A 15,611-nucleotide genomic window follows, 5' to 3' on the forward strand; every position below is an offset into this window, starting at 1 on the left:
GCCATCTACCTACTTAAAAAATGGGTAGAGCGTCAGCAAGACCGTAAAAAGAACTATAAGTAATAATTCTATTACTCTTAGATCAAGAGCCTACCGGATCACCCGGTGGGCTTTTTTAATTCTATAAACCTTCACCACTTAAGCACTGAATTATGAATCTACAAGAACTAAAACCATCAAAACAATGGACTCAAAACAGGTCCACGTACATCGGAGGATCAGACGTATCAGCCATTCTTTGCGAGTCTCAGTACTCAACGCCGCTCCAAGTATATTTGCGAAAGAAAGGCGTCCTACCTCCAATCGAAGATAATCCCATCATGGATTTTGGGCATTATTTTGAGCCTCAATTAGCTGCACATTTTGAGCAAGAAACCGGCCTTAAAACGCGCCGGGTAAATCAGCCTTTTACCCATCCAAAACACGAGTTCCTGAAAGCCAACATAGACAGACAAGTCTTAGCTGGAAAAGGCTTGGATAGCACAGCCGTGCTCGAGCTGAAAACAACAACATCTCATAGGATGAACGCCTTAGAAGGCGAGCTACCCAGAGAATACTATTTGCAGGTGCAATGGTATTTGGGTATTACTCAATATAAACTTGCCTTCATCCAAGTCTATCTTCGCGACACTTGCGAGTTTCTGGAGCCACAGATCATTGAGCCTGACTACGAGCTAATTGAAGACATGACAACTAAACTAGTAAGCTGGTGGGAAACTTATATGGCTAGCGAGGGCCGAAGGCCCGAGCCTATCAATGGAGAAGACAGCTTGCTACTCTATCCGGATAGCACACCTGAGAAGGTGGAAGAAATAACTCCAGCCGGCTATGCGCTGTATCAAAAGCTTACCGAGGTAAGAGACCGTAAGTCTGACCTCATTAAGATCGAGGAAGATTTAAAAACCAAGCTCAAGAATAAGCTCGGGAAAGCTGAGCGACTCGTTTGCGGTGGAAAAACGTTAGTCTCTTGGAAAAGCCAGTCTTCCACCCGGATAGACTCCAAAGCTATCCGGCGCGAACATCCTGAATTCTATAAACAATACTCAAAAACCCTAAAGACAAGGAGGTTCCTATGTCATTAATTTTAAAACACGATCCAAGTGAATATGCACTCTGCCCGGAAGGGTTACACAAAGCTCAAATCGCAACTATCGAGCCTTTGAATCAGGTGGAAACACCTTTTGGTATAAAGGACCAGATCAGCATCGTTGTTCAAACAGAGATCACGGATGAAGAGGGTAAGCCTTATACGCTTGCGACTCGGTTCAATCGTAGTCTTCATGAAAAGGCAAAACTGAGGCAAGCCTTAGAACGGCTGAATGGGAGGAAGTTTACTCCTGAGCAACTTCATGAAGGGATAGATCTTGAATCATTCCTGGGCAGGCATTGCAATATACTTGTAGTGCACAATCCTACCGAAGAACGTACATATGCAAATATTGACGTTTTCATGCCCTATAACGAGGGCAGTGCTGAAGTGGCTAAGAGTGCTAAAAACTCTTCTGGAGAAATGATTCGGTTGAATAACCGATCTGAGTATGCTGATGCAGCCAATAGCTGAGTCAGCGGAAGAAAGGGCGTTGCTCTTTCTTTTTTAGGTTATGATTGGGTCAAAATGACAACAAACATTTAAAAATTGGTTTAGAATTGGACAACCACCCCTAACTATCTGTTTTTTATACAGATACTTTTTGTTAGTATAGTAAAATTAGCTATATTCGGGTAAATAAAATATAAACAAGTATTTAAATTTCAATTTATGACAAAGAAAACTAAAGATAAAAAAATTAACCCCGCATTAAGTAATGATCAAATTGAGCTTAAATTAAGCAAAATTGAGAATGTGCTTTACCAATTCAGGACCTACCTTATAACTTCTCAACCTCAGGAGGACTCTTTAAATATTATTTTTGATCACTTGAGAGAAATGCTTGGGGGTATTGCGTATGATGTTTCAAACGCAGGTCATTCTGAAGATTGTCCTTATTGGGATAGAATATGGGATGCAATAGATACAATAGATACAGCCATAATTGGGCATAGAAACAGAGCGGAGGTATAATTAAAGCAAGGCACCCAAACAGGGCGCCTTGCATAACCAGAGTTGCTACTTTTCTAGCTGACTTAGATTTTAGTCAAATTGGCTAAAATTTGGCCATTTTAAGCACTTACAGTAATACCATATAGTTGATTTACAGTAGATCAATCTCTCATCTCAATTTCAAACTCTACCCCTTCAACCGGTTTACCTTCTCTATCCTGTATATTCATTTCATCCTCGATTGAGTACACGACCTTTCCTTCAAATTTTAGCTCAGCCGGGAACTTTTTAATCCACTAAGACTTGGCGTATTTTCTAGACCTGATCAAATAGTAGTTTGGGTATTCCCCGGTCTCAGCTGCCTAGTGTACTCCTCCCATAATATGCCGTATTCTTATCTCAGGCTTTTGTGTGATTGCAGCCATTGTATTTATACCCGTATTAAGTGACGTAATATGTCAGCCTTCAAAGATACATTATAGTAAAAAATGGATGACATAACATTTGAGCCCGATCCCGGCCGCAAGCTATTGGTGAAGTCGAAGGCCTTCCGGGCGTACATTATAGCCCTGTAAGTCTTGTATTTACAGGGCTTTATTTTATTAAGGTATATCATAGGTATAACATTGTAACAATATACAATTACGCTACTCTTACTCTACGATAAGCTTAAATACAAAATCCAATAAGTATAATTAAGCAGAAATATCGTTTCTTTAATAATAATGTGTACATTTTGGGTGTAGCTTCTTATTAAACCATAGCTTACATAAATAAGTAGAGGATTTTCTTAGATTGAATAATTTTCAGATAGATAGGGATGTAACACATCATGGTCCCAGACTGCAGAAACTACGGGCACTCGTAAAACTTCTTAGATTAGCTAAAACTGAAAAGGGGAAAGTTCATTTTTACTTTGGCATTGAATCTGAAGGGGATGTAAAGGTAGTAAAAGGTATTAAAAATAAAGAGACTACCTATCATGAAGAGGATAAAAACTATGATGAAAATACCTCTTTGTCTTTAAATAGCCCAGAAATAAAGAAAACGCTAGTAGGCTTTATGGACACCTGGATTAGCAAAAGTTTTAGCAATAACTGCTTCTTTAATTTTTATTCAACTTGTTCAATCGCCAAAGAAAAAAAGACAGAGTTAATTAAATCTGCGAAAGTAAAATTGCCAAAAGAGCCATTTTTAGAATTACTTATGAAAGGCTCTCTAAGTGATGAGGCATTAAAAGAACTGCAGAAGCTTTTTATAGTCTTTTATAAAAATGAGTATAAAAAGAATAAAGGAAATGGTTATATAACTGTAATTGAGAAATTAAATAAAGAAGAATGGCGGAATTTTTTTAACCAAGTTACTTTTGAATTTGGCCAACCTGATGAAAAGGAGCTCAAAAAAGAGTCATTAACTTTAATTCAAGATTCTTCATTTTATAATAGTTCACTCTCAGGTAAGGAAGAGCTCATATTGAGCCGGGTACTAGATTTATTAGATGAAAGGCATATTAGCAAAGATCCCACAGAAAATTTAATCCACATGTCTGAACTGGAAAATATATTTCTAAGAGTATCCAGTATGGATAATCCTAAAAAAGATGATTTTGTATATAAACTTTGGGACCAGTTGACCCAAGATCTAAATGATACAAGAAACTTAAGGGACAAGATAACTGAGGTCTCTAATAATGTGAGTGATAGTACAATAAAATCAAGCGTCAGAAAAGCAACTACAGGTCACTTACAGAAAGAGGAATATGATTCAATGAGAAATTTTCAGTCATTGAGATATAGGGTCTATGAACATTGTTTAGATTTAATACGTAATTTTAGGGAAGAGAAGAAGCCAGATTCTTTAACAGATAAGAATTACAGTGATTTACATACCTATCTAAAAAATGAATCTCACAAGAAAATTAAAGATTTGAGTAAAGATTTCAATTACTCTTTTGAAAGCGAAACAGTAATTGATGGGATAATTTACCAATTGATTGATAGTTGTTTTCTTTCATATGATGACTTCAAATAATATGACCGAGGATGTTAAAAGGCGGTTAATGTTTATTAAGGGTGAAGATTACTATTTCATCACCTATAACATTATAATATTGCTTAAAGAATTAAACTGCATAAGTGATAAGAATAGATATTTCCAAGATGTAAGAAAATTGTCTTTTTTAATTGAGTTTGTTTCTGATGAATCTCTAACAATATTGCTAGAGAAGTATGAAGGAAAAAATGATTTGAATCAGGTTGATAAAAGTAGGCTGAATAGGGCATATAGTAATGGGTTATTAAGGCTGGAAGGCTTAAATAGACTGCTATTCTCGTTGGAAAAAAATGGATTAATAAAGCTTAGGCAGAACAAATCGAGGACAGCTCTCGATATTACACTTTCAAATAGTCCTAAACTTAAATGGTTTTTTAATGAAGAAGCATTTGAGTTAGAAAAAGAAAACGCTGACAAGTTAAGGTCAGAAATAAAATACCTAACCAGGCTTAAGCTAGAAAATGTACTCGTAAATGTTTTTAATAACTATGGGGTAAGTACATGGCAAGTTTAATTATTAAACAATTAGAATATAGGGGAGATAATTACCATTATTTATCACCTGAACTTAGCAATGGTTTAAATATTCTTGAAGGTGATAACCAAAGTGGAAAATCTACTTTCATGGACTTGATATATTTTGGTCTAAGCGGGAACCCTAGCCAATTTAAAAAAAACGAAAAGGGAAGACATTCCGAAATTGCGAACGATACTAACAACTATGTAAAACTGAGCATCTTAATTGATGGATCTCATTACATACTAAAGAGGTTTATAGGTAGTAATGAAATTACAATAATAAGTAGTGAAAGTGAGGTGTTGGTATTTCCAATTTTTAGAGGTAAAAATAATAAAATTACTTTTTCAGATTGGCTATTAAATAACCTAGACATTGATTTAATTGAGATATATCAAGGTCACCAAAATTGGATGCTAAACTTTTTGGATCTAGCTAGGCTAATCTATCATGATCAAGAACCGAATCCAAAGAAGGTATATAAAACACCAGAATCTGTAAATTTTGTTACGGATTCCGAACTCATTCGTAAAATAATTTTTCAGATGTTAATTGGTAAGAAATACTCTGAATATTATTTGAGTATTTCAGAATTCAAAAAAATTGAATCAGATCTTAAAAGTGAAAAAAGGATATTAGAAGGGATTCAAGAAAAAGTTCAAAGACTAACCAGAGATAGTGATAGTCTCAATCTTATACATTTAAGAAAACAAAGAGAAGAATATATTGATCAATTAGAAAGGCTCAAAAAAAGCAGGAAAGCATTAAAGGCTAACAGGCCTAAAGACCTAAAAAACTTTAAAAAGGTAGAAGAGAAGAAATCTGAATACTTGGATTTAGATTTAGCTATAAATAAAATTGAGAGTAAAATAAATGACTTATCTACTGAAGGGTTCAAGTACCGTCAACTTCAAGAAAGTTTGATTAGAGAAGCTACTCAGATACAAAAAATAATCCACACTCATGAAGAATTAAATTTATTTACACCTGATACATGCCCTTATTGTCTGAGGAGTGTAAATAGAGATCATGGAAAATGTGTTTGTGGTCAAGATATAGATGAAGAAGAGTATGAAAAGTTCTTTTATTCAAGTGAAGAGTATCTACAAATATTAAAAACTAAAAAAAAATCTGTAGAGACAGTCAACGAAGCTTTAAATAGCTTGTTAGAAGAGACTAAAAAATTAGAAGCCGAACAAAAAGAGTTAGAATACAAAAAAGTAAATATAACCACCGATGTTCAAGAGATGATAGGTGAAATTGAGGGATCTATAGATGTTGAATCCTTAAATGAAATTGACGATAAAATATTAGAAGTCCGTTCAAACCTTAGTGATCTAGATAATCAAATTGAAATAGAGCTTGAGCTTGATAGGCAACAAAATAAAGTGGATGCTTTGCAGGAAAAGTACCTGGCTCAAAAAAGAGAGATGAAATCATTGGAAATAAAAGCTGAAGATGATATTTCCTCAAAAGTTAGGGTCTTCAATGAAAAATATAAGGAACTAATGGTTAACACTTTGAAAGACTGTAAAACAGCCAGAATAGAAGAGGATACTTATATGCCTATTTTAAATGATGGAGAATATACAGCAGCTAGCGTAAGCGTTCCGATAAGATTAAATTACTACCTGACTCTATTATACCTTTCATTAAGTGAGGAAGATGTCAAATATCCAAAGTTTCTGATGGTGGATACTCCTCAAACTGCAGGAATTGATAGAGATAATTTGATTAGATGTATTGCCCAAATTGATAATGTAGCAAACATTGAAGAAGATAATTTTCAAATAATTCTAACAACCAAAGAAGATACTTTTCCTAAAGAGTATAAGAAATATGTATTTGGCTCTCTAACTCAGGATAATAAGTTGTTAAATAAGGTAGAAAGTAACTGACAGCGAAATATGGGACAACAAACAAACCCACGCCTAGCCTCCCCCACCTTTCGACACCTAAACAGGTTTAGCGGATAAGTTTTTTAAGCGCACTTAAAGTACGAATATTCACTTCTTGGTGATAAGATATACAATGCCTTTCAACAGGGTCGGAATATCCTTTAAGAATAGATAATAGTCAGTTGGTCTTGTACGAATCCTTAAACTGTTAGGGGTGCCGAGATAAGGATACCTGTGAACGTATAGCTTAAATTATCCGAACCTTAAGCACTTCAGCACTGACAGTGGTAGAGTGCTGAAGCTATTAGCTTTTTAACAGGATATGCTTGCTTTTAATACGATCAAAAATCAAATTAACAGACAACATATCGGGCAGTACACATTTTAAACCACTCCACATGAAAGATTTCATAGAATCACTATTACCAGACGGGAAATACGATTACTTTTCTCAAGGACCTGGACAGCATAGCTACTATTTTTGCGGGGATATTGAAACATTTACGGCAACCTATGCGATCACAATTAATGAAGAGGATAATTATATATTCTACAATATTATATATCCCTACGATATACCTGAAGATAAAATTGACCGGGTCTTAGAATACATATCCAGAATTAATTATGGAGATGTGTTTGGAGCCTTTATAGTTGACCATGTTGACCCTTGTGTTTCTTACCATGCTTCGATTCCCCTAGGCTCAAATAGAGAAGAAAACCAACAATATTTTGCAACGTATCTTAACCATGGTCAATCGGTTATGGAAGAGTTTCACGAAGGCTTATTAGATGTCTTTGGAGGGAAGCAGCCCCTAGAAGTGCTTACAAAAATGGGAGCTGCAGTAACACAAATTAAATAGGAGGTCTTAGATTTATGGAGATCTTAGAGAAGCACCGCTTGAATTAATCGTTTTACCAAATTATCAAACCTACTTTTCATCCTACATTATTTGTTTATAAAACTTAGTTTGTGGGTCGGTCAGAAAATTGTGGTAATACTTCCCTTTAGTTTCATCTGGTATCTTTGCCGGAACCTTATTAGATTTTTTCTTATCTGTAGCAAATTTAAAACTGTCTGTTGTTGCAAAGTCAGATTCCTTTTCAAGTATCCTTAAGTATATCGGATACGGATGATTATAAACTAACTCATAGAGTTTGATGCATAAATTTGAATCAAATTTTGAATAATCAGGTAGTATTAAAACACCAGGTTCCTCATACGGTAATAGTTTTTCGAATACATCGCTATCATAGTTTTTGAGGTTTTCCACAGGAATAAATCGATCATCAAGTATTTCATTATAATTATGTCTACTGAAGCTGCTACTGTGTAAATGATTTTTCAACTTTAGTATATTTTCATCACTTGATATAAAAAAAGTGCATTTTTCAGATATTAAGTAATTCAAATCGTGTTTTAACGTCTCATCAGTTTCGTGCTTGTCTCCCCTGATCAAGACTTCTGTTGATACAAATGAACCCTTTTTAAATGGATCGTACATGCTGTTCTTTTTTTTAGATTTCTAATTTTTACCGGTAGGCGTTCACAAATCCTCCTTCCATCATACGACAAACTCAACCTTTAAAAAGGTAAATCATCGTCTAAATCGTCATTAAAATCGTAATTAGTATATCCAACTGAGTTGTTATTAGAAGATTTTTTCTTCCATTGGTCCACAGGTGATAATTTGCTTGCTATATTTTGAAGTTCTGTATGTTTGTATTCTTTAACAAAGCTAGGATCATATTTTTCTACAACTTCTAATACTTCTAGAACACAACCTTTCGGGTTTTCTACAACTTGTTGTTCTGCAAACCTTATAACAATCCAACCTTGACTTGTAAAAAATTGATCTCTTTGATCATCATGAGAGTTATGTTGATAATGGATTAATTGACCATCCGCAGAATATTTTTCGTCAATTTCAATATCTATACATAGTCCGCTTTCAGAATTATGATATATGATATCAGGAATGTATGGTGTTTTAATTTTATCAAAATCGTCATGAAATAAAGCCTTATCTATTTTTATTTTATTACCAAAATATTTTTCTAAGTGGTTTTGAAGTACTGACTCCATTTTTCCCTTTTTGACCACACTACTAGTCTCTCTAGGTTTCATTATCGTCGAATAGAACTCAAGTAAAGAATTCTCAATATGTTTTTTATCTCCTAAGGAATCTTTAGCACGAATTTTCGAATAATAATTTTCTAGTTTTTTTTCATACAGAGCTAATTCTTGTTCATATTCTTTATTTTTTGACTTATAAAAGTCTAAGCGATCATTGTACTTGTCTATTTCTTCATTTTTACTATTGGTTTGACCAACTACAACAAATATTGATAGTAAAAAAATTATCACCGCTGGACCTAATGCACCAATAGGTGCTTCACTCCCTGCTACTGTAGAAGCAATTCCAAGAAGTACAAACATTCCTGCTATCAATGAGGAAAAAACAGCTACATGATATATACCTCCATATGTAGGATTGGGGTAGGGAGGTTCTTTATAATTAAATTTTGGTTTAACGGGCTTTCTATAAGTTTTGCCTTTTTCAACTAGCACATCAAGTTCAACTGATGTTTGGATATTTGGATACTGCATTAAAAAGCTAAATTTTTTTATTTAAAGTTGATAGGTGACTTAATTTCTATACCATCTTTATTATAGTACCTTTTTGGTAACCTATCCCCCATAAAAAATTTTGGGGTATCCGTATCAGCATAAATTCTTCCCCCACAATTTCGGTGGAATAGGCCGGTTCTTACAGGTAATCTATATCTGACCTGTTCTTTACTAATTTTAAAATTTGGAATAAACTCAAAGTCATGAGAACCACAATTAAGGCAGCGCGGACCTGTTTTTCTACTTGATAGTGCTAATTTTATAGCTTCCAGTTCTGCTTTACTGACTGACTTCTCTATTTCGAGATTATTTATTTCATTTTCAAATGGAAGAATTTCAGCACTGACAATACTTTTGCATGAGTAACATATAGCAATGTCTCTATTTATCGTAATAAAGTGGGTATCAATTTTATAGTAATGATGTCCCCATGTAGAGAAATCAGAATTTTCAAATTCACATTTTGCACATGTATAAATTGTGGTTTTCATGCTATAAACTAATAATTCATGATTAAATAATGATTCATAAATCTAAACAAAGGCTATCTCTGAACAATAGCTTTATTATTTGGGTCATACCTGTAATCCACGACATCACCTGAGATGATTAATTTTACTGCTGTCTCAATGGCACTGAGAGGAGCAATAAACCACTCCCTTGGGGTATATCTTCGACCTTTTTCATCAAATACGTCTACTTCCAGACAGGTGTTACCAAAGAAATTTTGAATCAACTGTTCAAACTTCTGGGTGTTCATGTTGTAACACTTCCATCCTGCGACATACTCAACTTCAGCCATCAGATAGGTAGGTTTCTTATCTGCATTTCTTAAGCGCTCAGAAATCTCGTTTTCCGTATATCCTATCTTATACAGGTTGTCAATAGATGCAATTTTTTTATCTGAACTCTTGGACTTTAATACATAAATGTATCCAGCCTCTTCATCCTCCTCAGTTATATTTGAGAAGTTTTCGATGAACTCTTCATTAACTTCATCAAAGTTTTTAGTGACGGCCTTACCATTCTGGATTAGAGCTTTATACAAAGACCAGTAGAGCATATTTGACTCAGTACCATTTTCGAATATTACTTTGGTTCTGCCATCCTCTCTTATCTTAACGCTATCATAATCTACTTTTTGCTCCTCCAGATTAACATGTTCCAAATAGAGAAGTATTCCATTATGTACGTAAAAATCTCCCTCACGAAGATTATCCTTAGAGAACTCAACAAGCTTTCTTTTACCCTCTGATAGCTCCTTTTGAACTTTCCTGAAGAGAGGTTCATACTTCTCAAAGTTCTTGCATGGCTTTCTTCGTGCTACAAAGTCAGCACTTGCTCTTTGATCTTCTTTGGGGACATGCTTGAAATCAAATAACCCTTCATCTTCACCACTTATTAGGCCTAGATCCTCATCTTCTAGAATGTCATCTAATGATTCTGGTTTCTTTGGAGCCTTATAGCTTTCAGATTCTGGCTCATTAGCTTCAATATTAGGCAACAAGTTATGATCGTCATGTTCCTTTAGCTGAGTTGCTTTCTGGCCATCTTCTCGAATCCCTTTTAAGCGTGAATAGAGCTGATACTCTGATATGTTGGTAGTATCTGGCTTGGGTTCTCTATTGTGTTCCTTTACAAACTCCTGAATCTCCTCAAATGAATCTATTAACCGTTCATCTGCTGTACGGGCACTTGACTGTTTTTTCTTTTCCTCGATCAGGTGAAAGTCCTCATCCTCAAAGATATCATCCAACGAGTTGTATGATTTCTTATCAGCCATTTCGCTTTCTCTTTTGATCATTAATGTAAATAATCGCCTCTGCCATTCTCTTCTCTAATGGGTCATTCGAGTGAAGATCAGGTTTTTTATTATAGGTATTTATGAACTCTTTGATCTTGGGGTACAGGATAAGTACTTCTTCCTCGGTCATGGTTATTCTTGTTGCCTCAATCGTCTCTTGAATTACCTTAAGCACCTTGGTGGTTACAGACTTAGATAGTACTTCAAAAGCTTTTTGGAAGGGATTGATCGTATCAATGAGATCAATATGAATGTCTTCAATGTTTACAAATCTTCCTGCCATCCGAATAAAACGCTGATCCCCGGTTTCTTTTACTTCTCCATTCTTTATAGCAGAGTCCAGTACTACATGCTGGCGTACTTCTTCTACTTCATCATCATCCAGTTCCGGATATTTAACCCGGATTATCTTTGGGATCATGACCTTGTTCATCACTTCAGGGTCTACATTTCCAGGCATGGCTTTAATCATCTGATCATCTTGCAGTATGGCAGCCTTAAGATCGTTAAGATCTGTTTCGAGTATGTCTTTCACTCTTTGAGTGGAAGGTTCCTTCAACCCCCTTACTTTAATTTCACCGGGGCCTGACTTATCATCCTCCGATTTTTTAGTCTTAAACTTCCAATTAGGGGCAAGTACCTGCTCCATCAATAAAGATGCGGTAATGGCCTTGAGCATATTATTAACCGATACCTTGACTTCTTCATCAGCAGCATCAGGTTGGGCAATAAGGTTGGTGAACTGAGCATGGGTTTTATTTTTACTGTCTCTGGTAGCACGTCCAATAATCTGAATGATCTCTGTTAATGAACCTCTATACCCAACAGTAAGGGCATGCTCACAGTAAGGCCAGTCAAATCCTTCTTTGGCCATACCAAGTGCTATGATTAGATCTATGTCATCAACATCATCAATCTGCCTGAGATAGTTTACGATCTTATCCCGTTCTTTTGGAGTGTCCTCAACTAGGTCAGCTACCTTGATTACTTTTCCATCTTCTTCACGCTCTAAATAAATAACCCCAGTATCGGGATCTTGTTTTATCACTTCACCTATAGAGTCAAGAATGGTATTTACCTCATTGTACTTTTCCTTAGTTGATTCACCTGCATTCACATTAGGGATATGCAGAATGGTTTTTCTATCAGTATCAAGAACTTCATCAATCACAGAGGTATAAACGCCCTGATAAAAATGGTAACCAATACCCAAAGATTTAAGATGAGTATAACCGTTCAACTGTTCATAATAAGTGTAGGATACCTTTGTAAATTTGGCTTCATATTTGGGGGTGAGAACCGGAACACCATCTCCGCGAAAATAGGAACCTGTCATTGCCACAATATGTGCAGAGGATTTCTCCATAATATCTCGAAGTATCTCCCCTAAACGGTTATCTATATCAGCGGAAACATGATGAAATTCATCTATGGCAAGTAGGGTGTCATTAAACACTTTCTCATCCAGTCCCTCACAGGCATATCTCAATGTTGCATGGGTACAAATCAGCACTTCTTCATCTGAATCCATGAACCGATGAAAGGCTTTTACTTTGCTTTTCTCACTGCCCGGTGTACACAAGTTGTATTTGTCGTTAGGCTCCCAGTCAGCAAAGAAACCGTGGGACTTAAGATCCGTCTTAGCAAAGGAGCTCCCAATTGAGCGCTCAGGTACAGCGACAATTACTTTCTTGATGCCCTGATACTTTAATTTATCCAGCCCGAGAAACATGAGCGCTCTTGACTTACCGGAAGCAGGAGGGGCTTTCAGGAGTAAATACTGAGAATCTCTGGCCTCATAAGCACGAGCCTGCATCTCGCGCATACCCATATCATTAGTGGTGGTACTATCTCCGGTTTGGGCGTATGATACATCAACAATGTTGGGCATATTAAAATGGTTAAGCTTTAGTTTTTTCGGCTTCGATCATTTCTTCATACTGTTTGAACAGGTATTCAAGCCTCTTCTCATCACTTTCAAATGGTCGATATCGATAACATTTATCAATTACATCATCATTTGCCTGATGTGCTTCTTTAAGAGAATAGGGCATTTTTTCTGGATCGTATAGCTCGGCTAGGGTTTTACTAGGATATTGTTCCCTAACATCTAATATCCTAAAAACACATTGAGTAATTTCCTGTTTTCTTTGGTCAGAAATATTGGGGAAAGGAAAAGTATTGTAAACTATTTGTTTAGAATACCTATAATCGGTTTTTAACCTGCCTGCTACTGCTCTTACCCAACACATATGGATTTTTGAAGTAATAACTCCAAGAATCCAAGGTTCAGGGTCGTATATAACTTGTGCAGAATTTGAAATAATAGTTTCAGTTCCTAAAAAGCCCGTTGGTATATACTCTCTTCTTTCTGATGAAACTGATGGTACAATAATCTGACTCTCAGATGGTGTATTTGTATCTCTAAATTGATGTGACCTTTCTGCAAGTTTATTAGTTCCAGAGTCCTTGCTATTTTCACGATGTTTTCTTGTTACTTCTATTCTGTCTTGTATTATTGGAAATCTACCTATTTGATCTAAATCACTGTCCTCAATCCATAGGCAAAATCTTTCATTACCTCGAATAAATTCAGAAGCGCCAACATATTTTTTTATGAAATTATTTGCCTCTGGTTGTTTTGCTAGCAGATTATTTTTTTCTTCTTTGGAGAAAATTAATCCGCCACCATCATTTGGCATATTACCAAATGACATTTCTGGAAAATTCGAGATTGGCTCTCTCCTTTTTTTTACAATTGTTTTTGGGCCATTTACTAGGTACGCGTTTATAGTTTCAACTTTATGATAATGATTATCGCTTATAAGAAACTTATCTTTTCTAATACCAGGGGGGAGAAGGCCAATTATTACAACTGTAACACCTGCATTTTTCTTTGCATTATTAGTCCACTTAAAGGATGGATAAGCAAATTGAATTTCAACATCAGCCTCGAATATTTTAGTCCATAGTAGCGAAACTTGATCTCCCTGAGATATGGAATTAGTAGAAACAAATGCCAATGCAGATTTAGAGTTTTTAATATACTGTGAGCCTTTTAAGAACCAACAGGAGATATAATCTAAGTCTTTATAGTTTTCATAATTTCGAAAAACTATGTCCATGTCAGCTTTATGAGACTCTCCTTGATTTCGCGCTCCAAGATATGGAGGGTTTCCAATTAAATAGACTTGTTCATTTATTTCTTTAGGACATACTCGTTCCCAATCAATTCTGCATGCATTACCGTGAACTATTTTTCCTGCCTGCTTTAGTGGTAATGTAGGATTCATCCTTCCAAACTCTTCATAAAATTCCACATTCATCTGGTGCTCAGCCAGCCATAGAGAAAGTTGAGCTATTTCGTGGGCAAAATCATCCAACTCAATACCATAAAACTGTGTCAATTGTATTCGAGAGAATAACTCTACTTCATATGACTCTGCCAGATCCAATTGTGATTCCGGTATGATAGAATGCTGCTCTTCTTTTGCTTTAAAGCCAACTGCTAACTTTTTAAGCTCAATCAGTCTGCGAATAATCTTCATCTCCAATCGACGAAGTTCCTTATAGGCAATAATCAAAAAGTTTCCGGAGCCACAAGCAGGGTCAAAGATCTTTATCTGGGATATCCGATCAAGTAGTTTTATGAGTTTCCGGGGCTGATTATGACCTTTATCAAAGTCTTCATACAGATCATCCAAGAAAAGAGGCTTAATGACCTTCATGATATTAGGAACAGAGGTATAATGCATTCCTAAGCCACCACGATGTTCAGGGGTGATGACTGCTTGCATCATGGAACCAAAGATGTCTGGGTTAATAGCAGACCAATCTAATTCCCCACTATCAATAATTGCCTGTCTGGATCTACGAGTGAATTTGGGGGACTCAATTTCATCTTTGAACAGCCCTCCATTTACATAGGGAAATTCATTCAGGTAGGCGGGTAATCCCTTTCTATCATTCTTCTTCGTATTCAGGGTTGCGAATAGCTTGTTCAGATAGGTATCCAGGTCACTGCCATCTACCTGTGTATGGGAAGCAATACCATTGGTAAACTGCCCATCTGCAAAGATGTTTGTATCTTCAGCAAAGAAACTGAAGAGAAGGCGTGAAAGGAATACATTCATCTCGTGAATAAAGCCAGGATCATCAGCCGGGTTATCCTTCTTTATCTCATCAAACAGCTTAGCCATCTTCTCAGCTGCTTTTACATCAGCCGGATTCTCATTTTGATGTGCAGTCTTCTCCATACCTGCCCATGGTAGAAAGAAATCGTAATTTTTAGGCAGATCCTCTATGGGTATGTCAAGGTTCTCCTTTGTCTTGACATCTCTGGCCAGTAAAGTCTTGAAATCTGTTGCCACAATAAACCGTTGATCATGCTTTACCTGATCAGCCAAATCCATCAATGTAGTGTGCAGATCTTTCTGATGTTCAACCCTGTAGTACACCCGCTTCTTCCATGAGACTGTATTATCATCCTCATTATCCGACATATCATAGCTTCCTTTTTTAAGGCGAGTTATTGAAGCTTTTGGAAGCCCGTATGCTAAGAGTAGATCATATATAAACTCATCCTTGTCGTAGTCTGCAATTAAGTCTTTAAGATTCTCTTCTATTTGGGCGATGTTCATACAAGTAAATAAGGTATGCTGAGTATT

Annotated in this window: 13 protein-coding genes; 7 read left to right on the plus strand and 6 right to left on the minus strand. The window is 35.9% G+C overall.

The window, feature by feature from the left end; translation table 11 throughout:
* The first annotated feature begins 152 nt into the window (after nucleotides 1-152).
* The 7 genes from ACKGJO_RS00925 to ACKGJO_RS00955 all read left to right on the plus strand — a co-directional run bounded on the left by ACKGJO_RS00925 (nucleotide 153) and on the right by ACKGJO_RS00955 (nucleotide 7,371).
* Complete coding sequence (locus ACKGJO_RS00925; RefSeq protein ID WP_411321521.1) at nucleotides 153-1,082, plus strand: YqaJ viral recombinase family nuclease; 930 nt, start codon at nucleotides 153-155, stop codon at nucleotides 1,080-1,082.
* On the plus strand, nucleotides 1,073-1,561 hold the full coding sequence (locus ACKGJO_RS00930) for a phage replication initiation protein, NGO0469 family (RefSeq protein ID WP_411321522.1): 489 nt from the start codon (nucleotides 1,073-1,075) through the stop codon (nucleotides 1,559-1,561). The genes ACKGJO_RS00925 and ACKGJO_RS00930 overlap by 10 nt, the downstream gene beginning before the upstream one ends.
* 198 nt (nucleotides 1,562-1,759) lie before the next feature.
* Nucleotides 1,760-2,062: a hypothetical protein gene (locus ACKGJO_RS00935; RefSeq protein ID WP_411321523.1), complete on the plus strand. Its 303-nt coding sequence runs from the start codon at nucleotides 1,760-1,762 to the stop codon at nucleotides 2,060-2,062.
* 774 nt (nucleotides 2,063-2,836) lie between these two features.
* The gene (locus tag ACKGJO_RS00940; RefSeq protein WP_411321524.1) at nucleotides 2,837-4,072 is read left to right on the plus strand and encodes a hypothetical protein; all 1,236 of its coding nucleotides are present in this window, start codon (nucleotides 2,837-2,839) and stop codon (nucleotides 4,070-4,072) included.
* 1 nt (nucleotide 4,073) lies between these two features.
* Nucleotides 4,074-4,607: a hypothetical protein gene (locus tag ACKGJO_RS00945; RefSeq protein ID WP_411321525.1), complete on the plus strand. Its 534-nt coding sequence runs from the start codon at nucleotides 4,074-4,076 to the stop codon at nucleotides 4,605-4,607.
* The gene (locus ACKGJO_RS00950; RefSeq protein ID WP_411321526.1) at nucleotides 4,595-6,508 is read left to right on the plus strand and encodes a hypothetical protein; all 1,914 of its coding nucleotides are present in this window, start codon (nucleotides 4,595-4,597) and stop codon (nucleotides 6,506-6,508) included. The genes ACKGJO_RS00945 and ACKGJO_RS00950 overlap by 13 nt, the downstream gene beginning before the upstream one ends.
* Before the next feature lie 398 nt (nucleotides 6,509-6,906).
* Nucleotides 6,907-7,371 (plus strand): YbjN domain-containing protein, encoded by a 465-nt coding sequence (locus tag ACKGJO_RS00955; RefSeq protein ID WP_411321527.1) that lies wholly within the window; start codon nucleotides 6,907-6,909, stop codon nucleotides 7,369-7,371.
* 81 nt (nucleotides 7,372-7,452) lie between these two features.
* Here the strand turns inward: ACKGJO_RS00955 and ACKGJO_RS00960 are convergent, their stop codons facing one another.
* The 6 genes from ACKGJO_RS00960 to ACKGJO_RS00985 all read right to left on the minus strand — a co-directional run bounded on the left by ACKGJO_RS00960 (nucleotide 7,453) and on the right by ACKGJO_RS00985 (nucleotide 15,584).
* A complete protein-coding gene (locus ACKGJO_RS00960; protein WP_411321528.1) occupies nucleotides 7,453-8,013 on the minus strand; it encodes a hypothetical protein in 561 nt (186 codons plus the stop codon).
* Nucleotides 8,014-8,093: 80 nt separating this feature from the next.
* Nucleotides 8,094-9,119 (minus strand): DUF559 domain-containing protein, encoded by a 1,026-nt coding sequence (locus ACKGJO_RS00965; RefSeq protein ID WP_411321529.1) that lies wholly within the window; start codon nucleotides 9,117-9,119, stop codon nucleotides 8,094-8,096.
* 17 nt (nucleotides 9,120-9,136) lie between these two features.
* Entirely contained in the window at nucleotides 9,137-9,631 is a 495-nt protein-coding gene (locus ACKGJO_RS00970; protein ID WP_411321530.1) for a hypothetical protein, read from the minus strand.
* Nucleotides 9,632-9,684: 53 nt separating this feature from the next.
* Nucleotides 9,685-10,923, minus strand: a complete 1,239-nt coding sequence (locus ACKGJO_RS00975; RefSeq protein WP_411321531.1) for a GIY-YIG nuclease family protein — start codon at nucleotides 10,921-10,923, stop codon at nucleotides 9,685-9,687.
* A complete protein-coding gene (locus ACKGJO_RS00980; protein WP_411321532.1) occupies nucleotides 10,916-12,835 on the minus strand; it encodes a DEAD/DEAH box helicase in 1,920 nt (639 codons plus the stop codon). The genes ACKGJO_RS00975 and ACKGJO_RS00980 overlap by 8 nt, the downstream gene beginning before the upstream one ends.
* 10 nt (nucleotides 12,836-12,845) lie before the next feature.
* Nucleotides 12,846-15,584, minus strand: coding sequence for a DNA methyltransferase (locus tag ACKGJO_RS00985; protein ID WP_411321533.1), 2,739 nt, complete (start codon nucleotides 15,582-15,584; stop codon nucleotides 12,846-12,848).
* Nucleotides 15,585-15,611: the final 27 nt, after the last annotated feature.

Source organism: Gracilimonas qinghaiensis, from assembly GCF_046602855.1.
In the GTDB taxonomy this organism is placed as follows: domain Bacteria; phylum Bacteroidota; class Rhodothermia; order Balneolales; family Balneolaceae; genus Gracilimonas.

Coding starts and splice junctions, on each gene's coding strand:
- ACKGJO_RS00930 (WP_411321522.1), top strand. CDS start 1,073: ATGTCATTAATTTTAAAACACGATCCAAGTGAATATGCACTCTGCCCG.
- ACKGJO_RS00950 (WP_411321526.1), top strand. CDS start 4,595: ATGGCAAGTTTAATTATTAAACAATTAGAATATAGGGGAGATAATTAC.
- ACKGJO_RS00960 (WP_411321528.1), bottom strand. CDS start 8,013: ATGTACGATCCATTTAAAAAGGGTTCATTTGTATCAACAGAAGTCTTG.
- ACKGJO_RS00955 (WP_411321527.1), top strand. CDS start 6,907: ATGAAAGATTTCATAGAATCACTATTACCAGACGGGAAATACGATTAC.
- ACKGJO_RS00975 (WP_411321531.1), bottom strand. CDS start 10,923: ATGGCTGATAAGAAATCATACAACTCGTTGGATGATATCTTTGAGGAT.
- ACKGJO_RS00980 (WP_411321532.1), bottom strand. CDS start 12,835: ATGCCCAACATTGTTGATGTATCATACGCCCAAACCGGAGATAGTACC.
- ACKGJO_RS00945 (WP_411321525.1), top strand. CDS start 4,074: ATGACCGAGGATGTTAAAAGGCGGTTAATGTTTATTAAGGGTGAAGAT.
- ACKGJO_RS00970 (WP_411321530.1), bottom strand. CDS start 9,631: ATGAAAACCACAATTTATACATGTGCAAAATGTGAATTTGAAAATTCT.
- ACKGJO_RS00935 (WP_411321523.1), top strand. CDS start 1,760: ATGACAAAGAAAACTAAAGATAAAAAAATTAACCCCGCATTAAGTAAT.
- ACKGJO_RS00925 (WP_411321521.1), top strand. CDS start 153: ATGAATCTACAAGAACTAAAACCATCAAAACAATGGACTCAAAACAGG.
- ACKGJO_RS00985 (WP_411321533.1), bottom strand. CDS start 15,584: ATGAACATCGCCCAAATAGAAGAGAATCTTAAAGACTTAATTGCAGAC.
- ACKGJO_RS00965 (WP_411321529.1), bottom strand. CDS start 9,119: ATGCAGTATCCAAATATCCAAACATCAGTTGAACTTGATGTGCTAGTT.